14 protein-coding genes are annotated in these 14,364 nt (G+C 63.2%); 2 read left to right on the top strand and 12 right to left on the bottom strand.

Annotated features, from left to right (window positions below; all coding sequences use genetic code 11):
* Positions 1-8: 8 nt before the first annotated feature.
* The 12 genes from egtD to GH664_RS23535 all read right to left on the bottom strand — a co-directional run bounded on the left by egtD (position 9) and on the right by GH664_RS23535 (position 11,134).
* The gene (egtD, locus tag GH664_RS23590; protein ID WP_034053995.1) at positions 9-986 is read right to left on the bottom strand and encodes an L-histidine N(alpha)-methyltransferase; all 978 of its coding nucleotides are present in this window, start codon (positions 984-986) and stop codon (positions 9-11) included.
* Positions 983-2,176, bottom strand: a complete 1,194-nt coding sequence (egtB, locus tag GH664_RS23585; protein ID WP_034054010.1) for an ergothioneine biosynthesis protein EgtB — start codon at positions 2,174-2,176, stop codon at positions 983-985. The genes egtD and egtB overlap by 4 nt, the downstream gene beginning before the upstream one ends.
* Positions 2,177-2,212: 36 nt before the next feature.
* Positions 2,213-2,974, bottom strand: a complete 762-nt coding sequence (locus tag GH664_RS23580; RefSeq protein WP_042797684.1) for an FAD-binding oxidoreductase — start codon at positions 2,972-2,974, stop codon at positions 2,213-2,215.
* Positions 2,967-3,575 carry a sulfite oxidase-like oxidoreductase gene (locus GH664_RS23575; protein ID WP_008647302.1) on the bottom strand — a complete coding sequence of 203 codons (609 nt, stop codon included), beginning with the start codon at positions 3,573-3,575 and terminating at the stop codon, positions 2,967-2,969. Before GH664_RS23575 ends, GH664_RS23580 begins: the two co-directional genes overlap by 8 nt.
* A gap of 17 nt (positions 3,576-3,592) precedes the next feature.
* The gene (locus GH664_RS23570) at positions 3,593-5,002 is read right to left on the bottom strand and encodes a mercuric reductase (RefSeq protein ID WP_034053982.1); all 1,410 of its coding nucleotides are present in this window, start codon (positions 5,000-5,002) and stop codon (positions 3,593-3,595) included.
* Positions 4,999-5,280: a DUF427 domain-containing protein gene (locus GH664_RS23565; protein WP_034053981.1), complete on the bottom strand. Its 282-nt coding sequence runs from the start codon at positions 5,278-5,280 to the stop codon at positions 4,999-5,001. The genes GH664_RS23570 and GH664_RS23565 overlap by 4 nt, the downstream gene beginning before the upstream one ends.
* Before the next feature lie 32 nt (positions 5,281-5,312).
* On the bottom strand, positions 5,313-6,533 hold the full coding sequence (locus GH664_RS23560; RefSeq protein WP_008647313.1) for a bifunctional alpha/beta hydrolase/OsmC family protein: 1,221 nt from the start codon (positions 6,531-6,533) through the stop codon (positions 5,313-5,315).
* Positions 6,530-6,970 carry a peptide-methionine (R)-S-oxide reductase MsrB gene (msrB, locus tag GH664_RS23555; protein ID WP_034054008.1) on the bottom strand — a complete coding sequence of 147 codons (441 nt, stop codon included), beginning with the start codon at positions 6,968-6,970 and terminating at the stop codon, positions 6,530-6,532. Before msrB ends, GH664_RS23560 begins: the two co-directional genes overlap by 4 nt.
* 567 nt (positions 6,971-7,537) lie before the next feature.
* Entirely contained in the window at positions 7,538-9,070 is a 1,533-nt protein-coding gene (locus tag GH664_RS23550) for a YdiU family protein (protein WP_074423286.1), read from the bottom strand.
* A 4-nt stretch (positions 9,071-9,074) separates the two neighbouring features.
* Positions 9,075-9,563, bottom strand: a complete 489-nt coding sequence (locus GH664_RS23545) for a peroxiredoxin (RefSeq protein ID WP_034053978.1) — start codon at positions 9,561-9,563, stop codon at positions 9,075-9,077.
* 85 nt (positions 9,564-9,648) lie between these two features.
* Positions 9,649-10,158: a peptide-methionine (S)-S-oxide reductase MsrA gene (msrA, locus tag GH664_RS23540; RefSeq protein WP_008652077.1), complete on the bottom strand. Its 510-nt coding sequence runs from the start codon at positions 10,156-10,158 to the stop codon at positions 9,649-9,651.
* 124 nt (positions 10,159-10,282) lie between these two features.
* Positions 10,283-11,134 carry an AraC family transcriptional regulator gene (locus GH664_RS23535; protein ID WP_052157284.1) on the bottom strand — a complete coding sequence of 284 codons (852 nt, stop codon included), beginning with the start codon at positions 11,132-11,134 and terminating at the stop codon, positions 10,283-10,285.
* A gap of 69 nt (positions 11,135-11,203) precedes the next feature.
* Between GH664_RS23535 and GH664_RS23530 the strand changes: the two genes are divergently transcribed.
* Both GH664_RS23530 and GH664_RS23525 read left to right on the top strand, forming a co-directional pair.
* On the top strand, positions 11,204-13,063 hold the full coding sequence (locus GH664_RS23530) for a glutamine--tRNA ligase/YqeY domain fusion protein (protein ID WP_197970338.1): 1,860 nt from the start codon (positions 11,204-11,206) through the stop codon (positions 13,061-13,063).
* A gap of 485 nt (positions 13,064-13,548) precedes the next feature.
* Positions 13,549-14,253, top strand: a complete 705-nt coding sequence (locus GH664_RS23525) for an isocitrate lyase/phosphoenolpyruvate mutase family protein (RefSeq protein WP_079385910.1) — start codon at positions 13,549-13,551, stop codon at positions 14,251-14,253.
* The last annotated feature ends 111 nt before the right edge of the window (positions 14,254-14,364 follow it).

Genomic DNA, 14,364 nt, shown 5'->3' with positions numbered 1-14,364 from the left:
CTCCTTTTTCAGGTCGACGTTTGTTGCGTTGGGGTGAACGGTAGCCGGTGCCAGACGGTGATGGCGTACCAGCCTCGGGGGTCGGTCAGGGTGCAGGTGTTGTCAAACCCGCTTCGGCGTGCGAGGTGTTCGATTGAAGCCAGGGAGTATTTCTGGGATTGCTCTGTATAGATGGTCTCCCCGGCATGGAATACAAACCCTCGGTCAAGGGTTCTGCTGTGGACCACCTGGTCAACTTGGCTCACCAGAAAGCTTCTGGCCACGTGTTCCAGCGGACAGTAGCTGGCGTAGTGCCGAAATTTCGTCAGATCGAAGTCCATGCCCAACTCGCGATTCAACCGCGTCAGCAGATTCAAATTGAACGCAGCGGTCACGCCCTGTGAATCGTCGTATGCTGCGCGCAACATGGCCGGGTCCTTGACCAGATCCAGACCAAGCAGCACAAGGTCACCCGGGCGCAAATGCGAATGCACCCGCTGCAGCAGCTTGACGGCACCGTGTTCGTCGAGGTTGCCCAGATTGCTGCCCAGCAACATTGCAACCTGGCGTCGCCCTTCGGCAATCTGAGGCCAATGCTCGAAATAGTCTCCCAGCACCGGTTCGATGGCCATGCGGGGGAGGTACGTGTCAAAGCGGCGGCTCAGATCCGCTAGGGCGTGTGCGGACACATCCATAGGCCTGTAGATGCAATCCACTTCACGTTGCGCCAGTGCCTGGCACAGCGACAGCGTTTTGGCCCCGTCGCCGCTGCCCAGTTCAATCAGATCGATCGGGCTGCACCGAGGATCTATCCACCGGGAAAGCTCATCCGCGCGTGAGCGCAGCAGCTCGTGCTCAAGGCGTGTGAGGTAGTACTCGGGCAGCGCCATGATCTGCTGAAACAGGCGCGAGCCCTCATCGTCGTAGAACCAAGCGGATGAGAGCGCCTTCTGTGGTCGCGTCAACCCTTGCAGAACATGCTCCGTCAGTCTGTCCCGATCAGTCATGCGGACTCCCGCGAGCGAACAGGACGGATGCCCGTGAACTGCCAACGCAACGGAGCGTGAAAGAAGTTCCGGTATGTCAAACGGGCGTGGCCCGGCGATGTGGCCCAGGACGCTCCGCGCAAGACCTGCTGGTTCACCATGAACTTCCCGTTGTATTCGCCCACTGCGCCCTCGCTGCGGGCAAAACCGGGATAGGGCTGATAGGCACTGCGCGTCCATTCCCATCGACGCCCCCAGTCGAACCGGCTTGCCGCTGCTTCCCACTCGAACTCGGTGGGCAATCGCCACCCCGCCCAATCGCAGAAAGCGTGTGCCTCGTAGTAACTGACATGCGTGACTGGTGCCTGACTGGTCAGCGGCATCACCCCCTGGAGCGTGTAATGACCCCATCCGTCAGGCTGGTTAGGGTCGGGCTGCCAGTACATCGGCGCACGGAATTTAAGCGTTTGCACCCAGTCCCAGCCTTCCGCATGCCAGAGCGAATGGCGCTGATATCCTCCGTCGCGCATGAACTGAAGGTATTCATCATTGGTGACTAGCGCCACACGGATGTCTACTCCTTGAATGAGCGCCAAATGCGATGGCGACTCGTTGTCGAAGGCGAACCCTGGCCCCTGGTGGCCCATGCGAATCGTCTGCCCTTCGACGCTAAGCCAATCGTCCAGTGGTGGGCAGGTTCCATCATGTTCGGCCGTCACATCTTGGGGACCGATGCCCAGAGGGTCATACGCCGGATGCAATGGGTTGTGGCCCAGGATGTACTTGATGTCTGTGATCAGCAACTCCTGATGCTGTTGTTCATGCTGCATGCCCAGCTCTACCAAGGCCGCGACCGCGGGCTCCAGTGGTTCCTTCAGCATACGGCGCATGGACTCGTCCACATGCGCGCGATACGCCATCACCTCAGCCACCGTCGGGCGACTCAAGCTCCCTCGCTGCGGGCGTGCCAGGTGAGCGCCCTCCGATTCGTAGTAGCTGTTGAACAGGTAGCCATACAGAGGATGGAACAGTCGATAGTCCGGCTGTTGTTTCGCGAGGACAAAAGTCTCGAAGAACCACGTGGTGTGGGCCAAGTGCCACTTCGGCGGACTGACGTCGGAAACCGGTTGGGGAACATGGTCCTCGGCACTCAGAGGGGCACACAGACGTTCGCTGCGCGAACGGACAGAGACGTATCGGGTTAGGCGGATGTCTTCAGGTGTCACGGCAGATGAGAAAAAAGAGAGTCAACTTCCGAAGCGCTCGGTGCGGATGGAGACCTCGGGCACATTTAGCCCGGTGACCATATGAACGATGGACTCGACAAAGTCATTACGCCCGCAGATGAAAACCTGCGCAGATTCGGTCGCCACATCACCCAATTGCTGCAATGCCCAAGCAACATCGGCTCCATCAATGCGGCCAACGTGGTCCTGTGCGCGCGGGGCACAGGTATCCCGCGAGAGCGCCAGTCGGCTGCGAAACCGCGGCGTAAACGCTTCCCATCGCTGCAGGGTGGGCCAGAGCAACACTTCGTCAAGATGGCGTGCGGCAACCAACAGCGTTGTATGCGCTTGGCTGTATGCACCCACGCGTTGCGCTGCCATGGACAAAAGGGGAACGACGCCAGATCCTCCCCCAATCAGCAAGGCTGGTCGTGTGTTCGACTCGTCAAGCACAAAATGACCTCCAACCGGTCCGAGGACTTCAATCGTTTCGCCGTGCTGGGCCTTGTCGTGAAACCAGGTGGATACTTCGCCATCGTCCAAACGCTCAATGCCAAGCTCATAGAGCCCGGTACGTTGAGGAGGTGAGAGGAGTGAATAGCTCCGTTGTGCCTGATAGCCGTCTTCCGCTGTCAGTCGGACATCCAAATGCTGGCCCGGCCTCGGGCGAACCCATCTGTCAGGACGCAGCACCACCCGCATGACGCGTGGAGTCAGTGCCTGCAACGCATCGATGCGTGCGGTCTGCCAGCTCAGCCGGTGTTGACCAACAGCCTCATCCATAGCGCTCTTCCTTGAAAGGGTCGCCTCGCATGTGATAGCCCCGCAGTTCCCAGAACCCGGCCTCGTCGCGCTCGTTGAACTGCAGCGCATTGACCCACTTGGCCGACTTCCAGAAGTAGAGATGCGGCACCAACAGGCGTGCCGGTCCCCCGTGCTCGGGCGCGAGCGGTCGGTCGTCGTAGTGCGTTGCGATCATTGCGCGCCCTTGTGTCAGATCGGCCAACGGCACGTTGGTGGAGTAGCCGTCCTGAGAATGCGCCAACACCCAAGGCGTGGGCGCTTCCAGTCCGGCCGCCTGCAACAAGGTGTCCAACGTCACACCGCGCCAGCGGGTGTCGAATTTCGACCAGGTGGTAACGCAATGGATATCGACCACCTGCTCGGTCTGGGGCAGGGCCTGGAATTCGCTCCAGGTCCAAACGCGAACCGGCCGCACACCGACCTTCAAGGTCAAGCGCCAATCGCCAAGCGCCAAGGCTTTTGGGGTGGGGCCCGCAGTCAGCACGGGAAAACCTTCCGTCAGGGACTGTCCTGGCGGAAGTCGACCGCCGTGGTTGTGGACATCGCGATTGCGGCCGCTGAATGAGCGGTTGATGGGCATGGTGTGGGTCCTCCGGCTCACCCAGAACTTGCGGTCAAGGGCTTGCGTCGATCAATGATGGTGGGCAGGAACTCGGTGACCGTCGGGTGAACGGGCAATGCATCCCGGACCAACTTCCAGGTGCCGCCACTGGCCATCACCAGACCGATCGCCTGAATGATCTCGTCCGACTGGATCCCGAGCATGGTCGCTCCGAGGAAATGACCACTGTCCTCATCGATGAGGAGCTTGATCTTGCCCACGGTTTCGCCTTCTTCCTTCGCGCGACTGACGTCCTTCATGGCGTGAACCGCCTGGGAAATGCGTCGCCCTTCGGTCACGAGTTTTCGCGCGTCGGCCTCATAAAGACCGACGTGGGCCAGCGGAGGATCGGTAAACATGGCATAAATGCCGACGCGCGCGGCGGCGCTGCGTTGCCCTCCGGCCAGGTTCTCCGCCACGATGTCCTGATCGTGGTAGCTGGTGTGGGTAAAGGCCCCGCGCTGATTGATGTCACCCAGCGCCCAGATGCCGGGAACCGCGGTTTCGAGCCGGTCGTTGGTGACCAGGTAGCCTCGCGCACTGACCTCCAGGCCCACCGTTTCCAGGCCCAGACAGTCGGTGTTCGGTATTCGCCCGGTGGCCACCAGCAGGTGGCTGCCATCCACGCTGCGGCCACCAGCCAACTGCACCCGCACGCCAGCGTCGTTGTCCGCCTTGCCGACCCGCTCAATGCGCACGCCGGTGTTCACTTCGATGCCTTCCGCTGTCAGCATTCCGGTCACAGCGGCTGCAATGTCCTCGTCCTCGCGGGCCGTGAGGCGGGGCCCTGTTTCCAGAATGGCAACCTCACTTCCCAGCCGCCGAAAGATCTGAGCCATCTCCAGGCTGATGTATCCACCGCCGATGATCACCAGCCTGGACGGTAATTCACGCAGCGCCAACAGCCGTTCGTTGTCCAGGAACGGCAGCTCGTCCAGCCCAGGCACCGGCGGAACAAAGGGACGTGTGCCGGTGTTCAGCACCACCTTGGGCGCCACCAGCTGATGCTCGCCGGCCAGCACCACGAACTGTTCGCCTTCACGGCCCGCCAGGCGACCGCGCGCCTTGATGATGGTGAGTCCTTCCAACTGGCCCAGCCAGGCCTGCAGGCCAGAGCGAGCCTCCTCCACCCGGCGTTGCATGCGCTCCATCGCTGCCCTGAAGTTGACCTGGACCGACCCGGTTTGCACACCGAATTCGCTGGCCCGGCGCGCCATGTGAGCCACACGAGCCGACTTGCGTAGGGTCTTGGTTGGGGTGCAGCCCCGATTGACACAGGTACCACCCAGGTCACGCTCCTCGATGAGCGCCACCTTCATACCCCGGGCAACGAGTGTCGCGCCCAGAAAGGGACCGGCCTGACCGGCTCCGATCACGATCGCGTCGAACCTCTGTTCCCCGCTCATGGCCGCACCTCGACACCGCGCCAGAACGCCACCCTGCCGGTCACCGCCTCCGCACCAGCCTTGGGCGACGGGTAGTACCACGCCGCGTCAGCGTTCACGTCTTCGCCGACCACGACGTCGTAGTAGCTGGCCCGCCCCTTCCATGGACAGGTGGTGTGCGTATCGCTTGGTTTGAAATGTTCCGGGCGCAACGCGTCGTGTGGGAAATAGGCGTTGCCTTCAACTTCCACGATGTCATCGCTCTCAGCGATGGTGGTGCCTTTCCAGATGGCTCTCATGCTCCGTCTCCTTCGTTTGTGTGTGGTTGGGATCAGTCCCGAATCAGTGTGGTGGTGATCACCGGATGGTTCTCCAGCGTTCGATGCACGGGGCAACGATCGGCGATGCGCAACAGGTCCTGTCGCTGGCTTTCACTCAACGGTCCGCTCAGCAGGAGCTGCCGCGTGACGTGGTCAACCTGTCCCGAGCGATCCCCGCACTCCTGGCAATCGGTCGCGTGCGCGCGCTCATGACGCAACCTGACCTGGACATCCTTGAGCGCATAGCCTTTTCGCTTGGCGTACTGGCGCAATGTCATGGACGTGCAGGCGCCCAGCGACATCAGCAGAAGTTCATAAGGATCGGGCCCGCGTTCGCCACCACCCACTTCCTTGGGCTCATCGGCGTCGAGGTGGTGCGGACCTGCTCGCATCGATCGCCAGAAGGCGTGATCGTGCTCCCCCACCCACACCTCGCCCGCACGAAGGTCCGACGGCGCATCGTTTCGCTCGGCTCGCATCGGCAGAAACCGCGAGGCCCAGGCGCCAATCAGGTCAGCCGCATACTGCGCATCGGCCGGGCGCGTGAGCAGATGGTCCGCATCGTCCAGGCTGATGAAACTCTTAGGATGTCTGGCCGCCTTGAACAGGTCCTGTGCCTCGCCGATGTCCACCACCGCGTCACTTGGCGCGTGCATAACCAGCAAGGCCGCGCGAAGCCCCTTGACCGGGTTCTCGTGGGCTTGGGCCTGGAGCTCTTCAATGAAGGCCGGCGCGATCCTGAACGCCCGGCCGCCCAGGTCGACCTGGATCTGCCCATCCTCTTCGGACTTGGTCGGACCGAAGTGACGAAGCACATGGTCGGCCGTCGCGGGTGCGCCCAGCGTGCAAACCGCCCGTATGCCGTCGAGGCGGGCAGCCGCCGCGATGGCCGCCGTCCCCCCCAGGCTGTGTCCGACCAACAGTGCAGGCATGCCGATCGTGCTCTGCATCCAGTGCACCGCCGCCACAATGTCCGCCACGCTGGACGAAAAGCCACCGCGCCCGAAGTCGCCTTCGCTCTCGCCCAGACCGGTGAAATCAAAGCGCAGCGTGGCGATGCCCTGCTGAGCCAGCGCCCGGCTGATGCGGGTCGCGGCGAGAGAGTTCTTTCCGCAGGTAAAGCAGTGGGCAAACACCGCCAGGGCTTGTAACGGTGCATGGTCCGGGCGTTCCAAGACACCCACCAGCAGACCCTGGCTGCTGCCAGCGAAGCCTACCTTTTCGCTGCTCATGCTTTCTCCAGTGCCAGGGCGTTGATGCAGTAGCGCAGACCGCTGGGCTTGGGTCCGTCGGGAAACACGTGACCCAGGTGGGCGTCGCAGACGTTGCACGTCGTCTCCACCCGCACCATGCCGTGGCTGTTGTCTCCGTGATAGCCCACCAGACCCGGGGCAATGGCCTGCGTGAAGCTGGGCCAGCCGCTGCGGCTGTCATATTTGGTCGACGCATCGAATAGTTCAGTGCCGCAGCACACGCACCGGTAGATCCCGGGCGAAAACAGCGTACACATCGAGGAGCTGTGCGCCCGTTCGGTGCCCTTGAGCCGCGTGATTCGGAACTGCTCGGGCGTCAGCTGTTGGGCCCACTCGGCTTCGCTGCGCTCAACTCGGCGCGGTGGCGTCGGGTTGCCCGTTTCCACCAGTTGAATCACTCCTTTCCAAGTCAACATGTCGGGCCCAGGCTCCGGTGCCGCCGGTTCGTTTTCCAGCCGCTTGAGAAAGGTGACGAGCTTGTCGGCGTCGATTCGGAAATGGTTGTAGACCACTCTGCCATCGGGATCGATCAGGATGAACCAGGGTGTGCCGCCGTTGCGGTAGCGGCGCATCAGCTCCGAACCCGCGCCGTCCTGTTCGTCACCGGCGTCGTGCCCGAAGGGAATGCCCAGCGCGTAGCGGGAGTGATTGGCCAGCATGCGCTCCCAGGTGTTCGAACCGAAGTCCTCGAACACGGTCTGGACTGCGGCGAACCCGACGAAGTCGCTCCCCCGAAACGCGTCGACCACCCGGGCAAGCGCCGGAAAGCCGGTCGCATGGCACCCCGGGCAGGCGTCCTGAAAACAGAAGATGAGCTTGAACCGGCCGGGCATGCGGTCCAGGTCGAAGTGTTCCAGCGCCTGGCCCGACGCGTCCACCCACCGGGTCACACCCAGGGGAGCGGCCGCTTCGCCAAGGACACCGGGTTCCTGTTTCGTTGTGGTCATGCGAAGTCTCCTTTCAGAAATCGTTGGGTACCCCAATCAGGTGCCGCAGAAGGTGCGGTGGGCTGCGGCCACTTCGGGCGAGGCCGGCAGCGTGAATGGCCGCGCGGACTCCACCGTCTCGTACGGCCGCCCCAGCACCGCCAGCAGGCGCTCGAACGGACCGAGGTCGGCCTCGTCCACGGCACTCGACAGCGCCGCCTCCACCTGGTGATTGCGCGGGATCACGAAGGGATTGACCGACCACGCCGTTGCGGCGCAGTCCTGCAAGGTCCTTCCCTCCCGGGCCATGCGCTGGCGCCAGCGCGCCAGCCAGTCCGAGAGCGCCGGGCGCTCCCGTCCGAACAGGTCGTGCAGTGCGGCATCCGGCCCCGTGATGGCGTCGGACAGGAGGCGGAACGCCAGCGTGAAGTCCACCTTTTCCCGCTGCAGCAGCTGCAGGAAGTCGTCCGCCAGGGCGCGGTCGTCCGGCTCTTCAGCGGCCAAGCCCAGCTTGGCGCGCAGCTGCCCGGTCCAATGCCGGTCAAAGCGCACGGCAAACCCGGCCACCACCTGTTCCACCCGTTCCACGACGTCGATATCGCGGGCGTCCAGAACCGGCAGCAACGCTTCGGCCAGACGGGCCAGGTTCCATTGCGCCATGGCCGGCTGCTGGCCGTAGGCATATCGCCCCTGACGGTCGATCGAGCTGAACACCGTGGCCGGATCGAAACCCTCCATGAACGCACACGGACCATAGTCGATGGTCTCGCCCGAAATGCTCATGTTGTCGGTGTTCATCACCCCGTGGATGAAGCCCACGCCCATCCAGCGTGCAATCAGCTGCGCCTGCCGCTCACAGACGGCCTCCAGCATCGGAATGGGCTTGTCGGAAAGCTTGGCGAGGGCGGGGTCATGCCGCGCCACGGCATAGTCGAGCAGCCGCCGAAGCATCACCTCCTCCTCCCGCGCCGCGAAGAACTCAAAAGTGCCCACCCGCAAGTGGCTGGCCGCCACGCGCACCAAGATCGCCCCGGGGGGCGAGCCCTCGCGGTTCACCCGCTCACCGGTCCGGATCACCGCCAGCGCACGCGTCGTGGGAATGCCCAACGCGTGCATGGCCTCGCCCATGAGGTACTCGCGCAGCGCCGGGCCCAGTGCCGCCTTGCCATCGCCACGGCGCGAAAACGGCGTACGGCCCGACCCCTTGAGGGCCAGGTCCCGACGCTGTCCTGCCGTGTCGATGAGTTCCCCGAGCAGCAAGGCGCGGCCATCCCCCAAGTGTGGCGAGAACTGGCCGAACTGGTGTCCCGCGTAGGCCTGCGCCAGCGGCGCCGCCTCAGCCGGCATTTCCACGCCGGACAGCCACGCCAGACCGGTCGCAGACTTCAGCGTCGCCGGCTCCAGCCCCAGCTCCAGCGCCAGGGCGTCGTTGAACTGCACCCAGGCCGGGGCCGGGGACGGCTCGGGCTTCCAAGGCACATAGAACCCCTGCATGTCCCGGAAGAAGCTGTTGTCAAACGGCAGCCGAAACGCCGGGCCCGTCCCCGGCGTCTTCGGCTCCGACACGGCCTTTGGTGTGGACGCACGCATGACTTCAGGCCGCCTTGAGACCATCGTTCGAAGCGCCGAACGCCCCGATCAGCTGCCGCTCGTCGAGCTCGAAGTCGCTGTAGAGCACCTCGTCCAGCGGATCGATCACCAAAAACCACGGCGTGCCGCGCGTCCCGTAGTCCGCCATGAGCGACGACGCGCGTCCGATCGCAGGGTCGTGTCCGAACGGAATGTTCAAGCCGTAGCGCAACTGCGTCTCGCGCAGGCGCTCGAAGGTGTTGGACTCGGCGCCCTCGAACACGGTCTGCACCGCGGCAAACGCGAAGCCGCGATCGCCCAACGCCTTGATCAGCTTCTGCAGGGTCGGAAAGCCATGGCTGTGGCAGCCCGGACACCAGTGCTGGAAGCAGAAGATCACTTTGAACCCGTCGCCCAGATCGGACAGCTTCAGCGGTGCCATGCTGCGCCCTTCGCCGTCGATCCACCACGGCACCCGCAGCTCGGGCGCCTGTTGAATGCACCGGGATTGCATCACCATCTCCTCAGGAAAAAAACAGACACACCGGGTCGGCCCGCCCACTGGCGCGCCGACCCCCACCGTTCTTGAGCGTTGGCCGTCAGCCGATCTCGCGTCGCGGCAGCTTCCAGCCCGCACGGGGGTAGTGGCAGGTGTAGCCGTTGGGGTGCTTGACCAGGTAGTCCTGATGCTCGGGCTCGGCCTCCCAGAACGGCCCCGCGGGCGCGAGCTCGGTGACCACCTTGCCCGGCCACAAACCCGAGGCATTCACATCGGCAATGGTCTGCTGCGCCGTGGCCAGCTGCTCGTCCGAGGTGTAGAAAATGGCCGACCGGTAGGAACTGCCGCGGTCATTGCCCTGGCGCCCCGGGGTGCTCGGATCGTGGATCTGGAAGAAGAACTCCAGCAGGTCGCGAAAGCTCGTCTGCGTGGGGTCGAACTCCACCTCCAACGCCTCGGCGTGGGTGCCGTGGTTGCGGTAGGTGGCGTTGGGCACATCGCCGCCGCTGTAGCCCACACGGGTGCGCAACACGCCAGGCAGCTTGCGCACCAGGTCCTGCATGCCCCAGAAACAACCGCCGGCCAGGACTGCTTTTTCGCTCGGGTTCATCGTGATCTCCTTCAAAGTTCTGCCTCAAGGCATTGAACCTGAAGTCGGGTCCGTTCGGCACAGCACAACGGCATTCGGCGTCCGCATCACGCCACCGATCGTCCAGAACCAGGGCGCGATGGACCTACGGCTGACTCAGATGCTCCATCTGCCAAGCGCTGGGCGATTGCCCCGAGGCCCGTTGAAACGCTCGCGCGAATGCGGTGGCATTACCGTAGCCCACCTGAGAGGCCACCGCCTTCACTGCCTGCCCTTGCGCGAGTAGGTTGCGGGCAACCGCCATGCGCCAGTGGGTCAAGTAGGTCAACGGCGGTATGCCCACCACCTGGACAAAGCGCAGGGCAAAGGCAGACCGGGACAGGTGCGCCAGCTCCGCCATGCTGTCAAGCGTCCAGTCGTGCTCTGGCGATTCGTGCAGCATGGACAGCACCACACCCAGACGGCTGTCGACCATGGCCTCCAGCACACCGCCGGACAGCAGTTGCCGATCAATCAGGTGACGCACAAGCACCACGAAGGTGTATTGCAGCAGGCGGTCGATCGCTGCCCGATAACCAAAAGCACGTGCCTCGGCCTCCTCGAACAGCAGCTCTACCGGTCGCTGCAGCGATGACGTGGCGGTCAAGTCAATCACCGTGACGTCCGGCAAGATCATGTCCAGCGGCGGCGCCAATTCACTGAGGGTGGCGCACATCAGGTCCACCCCCTGCGGCCCTGAGCCCTGAACCCAGTGCTCCAACGCGCGGGGAAGCAACAGCACGCTGGGCGCCCGCACGTTCAGCGGCGCAAAGCCCTTGCGCGTCAGTTGCAGCTCGCCGCGACTCAGCAGGTGCATCGTCCCCTGCTTGAGGCCGTCAGCCTCGGATCCCTGCGTCAGGGTACAGAGATTTCCCGAGAAAAACATGCGCGCCGTGGGGGTGAACCGTAACAGCTGGTTCAGCAGAGAGGCGTTCGGCAAGGGAGTGCTTTGGTTCAAGCGCGTGACACCTGTTGTGGGTTAGACCTTGATTATCTTGGAGCTTCCGCCTCTCCTTAGAATGACTGCATGCCCCCCCCGTCCCTTTCGTCCAGCATCTCTCGACACCACCAAGCTCCCGCAGAAATTGAGGGCCAGGCGCTCAGGACGTCAAACTTCCTGCGCCAGGTCATTGAAAAAGACCTCGCCACCGGCACCTACGCCCAGCGCCAATGGGGCGGCGGCCCGGGTGATGCCGCCTTCCACGACGCCGGCCAGCCCGACCCGGCCAAGATCCGCACCCGCTTCCCGCCCGAACCCAACGGCTACCTGCACGTGGGCCACGCCAAGAGCATCTGCCTGAACTTCGGCCTGGCGCGCGACTACGGCGGCGTCTGCCACATGCGCTTTGACGACACCAACCCCGAGAAGGAAGAAAAGGAGTACGTGGACTCCATCCTCGACGCGGTGCAGTGGCTGGGTTTCAACTGGGAATCCAACTTCAACGGCAAGCAGGAAAGCCACCTGTACTACGCGTCGAACTACTTCGACTTCATGTACCGCGCGGCCGAATACCTTATCACCGCCGGCCACGCCTATGTGGACGAGCAGACAGCCGAAGACATGCGCATCAACCGCGGCGACTTCGGCAAGCCCGGCGTGGACAGCCCCTTCCGCAGCCGCAGCCCGGAAGAGAACCTGGCCCGCTTCCGCGAGATGCGCGACGGCAAACTGGCCGACGGCGCCGCCGTGCTGCGCGCCAAGATCGACATGGCCTCGCCCAACATCAACCTGCGCGACCCGGCCATCTACCGCATCCGCCGCGCCACGCACCACAACACGGGCGACGCCTGGTGCATCTACCCCATGTACACCTTCGCGCACCCCATCGAGGACGCGCTGGAGCAGATCACCCACAGCATCGCCACGCTGGAATTTGAAGACCAGCGCCCGTTCTACGACTGGTTGCTGGAGCGTTTGTGCGAAGGCGGCCTGCTCAAGGCCCCACCGCCGCGGCAGTACGAATTTGCGCGCCTGAACCTGACCTACGTGATCACCAGCAAGCGCAAGCTGGCGCAGCTGGTGAACGAGAAGAAAGTCAGCGGCTGGGACGACCCGCGCATGCCCACCATCGTCGGCCTGCGCCGCCGCGGCTACACGCCCGAGGCCATCCAGCTGTTTGCCGAACGCATCGGCGTGACCAAGAGCGACTCCTGGATCGACTACAGCACGCTCGACGGCTGCCTGCGCGAAGACCTGGAAAACAAGGCCCACCGCGGCATGGCCGTGCTTGACCCCGTCAAGCTGGTGCTCACCAACTGGGCCGAAGTGTTCGGCTCTGACGGCTACACCGAAGACTGCACCCAGCCCGCCCTGCCCCACAGCACCATTGCCGAAGGCCAGACGCCGCCGCCTGACCGCGTCTTCAAGATCGGCAAGGACGTGTGGATCGAACGCGAAGACTTTGAAGAAGTGCCGCCCAAGGGCTACAAGCGCCTGTTCCCAGGCAACGTGGTGCGCCTCAAAGGCGGCTACGTCATCGAATGCACGGGTTGCGCCAAAGACGCCGAAGGCAAAGTGACCGAAGTGCACGCCAAGGTCATCCCCGGCACCAAGAGCGGCACCCCCGGCGCCGACAGCGTCAAGGCCAAAGCCGCCATCACCTGGGTGGGCAACGCCGACGGGGTGAGCGCCGAAGTGCGCCTGTACGACCGCCTGTTCACCGACCCGCAACCCGACGCGGGCGGCAAGAACTTCCTGGACGCGCTGAACCCCGACAGCCTGAAGGTGGTGACGGCGGTTGTGGAGCCTTCACTGGCTGCAGCGAAGCCAGACCAGAAATTCCAGTTTGAGCGCCACGGCTACTTCGTGGCCGACCGTGCGGACCACGGGGTGGGCGGGAAAGTGGTGTTCAACCGGGTGACGGGGTTGAAGGATCGTTGGAATTGATCGCTATTCCCACTCTGTGCTTGCTTAATGCCTCGTACAAATCGTCTTTGTTGAAGACATCGCCTTGCACCACTTCACTCTCAGAATCTGGGGGTAGCTATCTACTCCGTTTTGGCGAGTAGGTGAACAGATCCGGAACAACGCGCGGTTGACACGGCCACATAGGAGTTGCGGAGCGTTTGCCCGGTAAACCTGTCTTGAATCGTCCCGAGGAGATTCGAACGCGCTGCCTAAAGCAACCACGCAAGCAACGTGAGCCGTTTTTCGACACCGACGAATCTGTGCATGCGCTGGTTATGGTCGAAAAGTGAGGCGCTCTACCAAATCGCAAAAACGGCAGGAAGTACATGGGTGTGTGGCATACCTCCCCCGACAACAGGGCGCACGCTTTACGACAAGTTGATGCGGTGTCTGGGCGAGATTGCCCATACGCACGATACCGACTGAAGTACCCGCCACCAACTTCGGCGACTAGGATGGCCATAATGAGCCAAATCCAACGGGGTCTACGGTTCCAGCAATTGCACACTGCCGAGGCCATCTTTCTGATGCCCAACGCTTGGGACGTTGGTAGTGCGCTGATGCTCGCGTCCTGCGGCTTTCCCGCTATCGCCACTACGAGTGCAGGCGTGGCTTTCTCGCTGGGATTCCCTGATCAAGAAGCTGCTGTGAGCAGGGAGACCATGCTGGATCGCGTGGGGTCCATTGCTGCGGCAAGTCCACTTCCTGTCTCCGCCGATCTCCAGTCGGGCTACGGTGCGAGCCCTGAAGAGGTTGGAGAAACCATCGCGGCTGCGATTCGTGCTGGTGTGGTGGGCGCGAACATCGAGGACTACAGCGGCAATCCTGCGCAAGCCCTGTTCGACAGAGAGCACGCTGTCGCGCGCGTTCGGGCAGCAAGACGCGCCGCGGACGCGTCGGGAGTTCCTTTTGTTCTGACGGCCCGATCCGATGTCTACCTGACTGGTGCGAGCAATGTTTTTGCAGAGGCCGTCGAGCGATGCAATGCGTACCGAGAGGCGGGTGCGGATTGCCTCTTTGTGCCGGGGGCTTCCGACCCCAAGACCATCGAAGCGCTCGTCCGGGAGATCAATGCCCCCCTCACCGTGGTCATGGGCCTGACAGGTTCACCTCTCACCGTGCCCCAACTCGGATCTTTGGGGTCTCCTCGTTTTCAGTGCAATAAGTGACGGTACGCAAAGCTAGCACTGGCGCGGGGGTGGTCTGGGTAGACCGTTGATTTCATTGACTTTCCTGTTCGCTTTGTAAACGGGTATGGTGGCCTCCCACTTTTGAGGTTC

The organism is Thauera sp. 2A1, from assembly GCF_009469595.2.
Taxonomy (GTDB): Bacteria; Pseudomonadota; Gammaproteobacteria; order Burkholderiales; family Rhodocyclaceae; genus Thauera.
Note: the sequence above shows the minus strand (reverse complement) of the source record. Positions and strands in the feature narration are given on the sequence as shown.

Excerpts from the sequence above, each read along its gene's own strand:
- GH664_RS23560 (WP_008647313.1), bottom strand. The coding sequence starts at position 6,533 with ATGAGCAGCGAAAAGGTAGGCTTCGCTGGCAGCAGCCAGGGTCTGCTG.
- GH664_RS23550 (WP_074423286.1), bottom strand. The coding sequence starts at position 9,070 with ATGCGTGCGTCCACACCAAAGGCCGTGTCGGAGCCGAAGACGCCGGGG.
- GH664_RS23575 (WP_008647302.1), bottom strand. The coding sequence starts at position 3,575 with ATGCCCATCAACCGCTCATTCAGCGGCCGCAATCGCGATGTCCACAAC.
- GH664_RS23565 (WP_034053981.1), bottom strand. The coding sequence starts at position 5,280 with ATGAGAGCCATCTGGAAAGGCACCACCATCGCTGAGAGCGATGACATC.
- GH664_RS23545 (WP_034053978.1), bottom strand. The coding sequence starts at position 9,563 with ATGCAATCCCGGTGCATTCAACAGGCGCCCGAGCTGCGGGTGCCGTGG.
- egtD (WP_034053995.1), bottom strand. The coding sequence starts at position 986 with ATGACTGATCGGGACAGACTGACGGAGCATGTTCTGCAAGGGTTGACG.
- GH664_RS23580 (WP_042797684.1), bottom strand. The coding sequence starts at position 2,974 with ATGGATGAGGCTGTTGGTCAACACCGGCTGAGCTGGCAGACCGCACGC.
- msrA (WP_008652077.1), bottom strand. The coding sequence starts at position 10,158 with ATGAACCCGAGCGAAAAAGCAGTCCTGGCCGGCGGTTGTTTCTGGGGC.
- GH664_RS23525 (WP_079385910.1), top strand. The coding sequence starts at position 13,549 with ATGAGCCAAATCCAACGGGGTCTACGGTTCCAGCAATTGCACACTGCC.
- GH664_RS23570 (WP_034053982.1), bottom strand. The coding sequence starts at position 5,002 with ATGAGCGGGGAACAGAGGTTCGACGCGATCGTGATCGGAGCCGGTCAG.
- GH664_RS23530 (WP_197970338.1), top strand. The coding sequence starts at position 11,204 with ATGCCCCCCCCGTCCCTTTCGTCCAGCATCTCTCGACACCACCAAGCT.
- msrB (WP_034054008.1), bottom strand. The coding sequence starts at position 6,970 with ATGTTGACTTGGAAAGGAGTGATTCAACTGGTGGAAACGGGCAACCCG.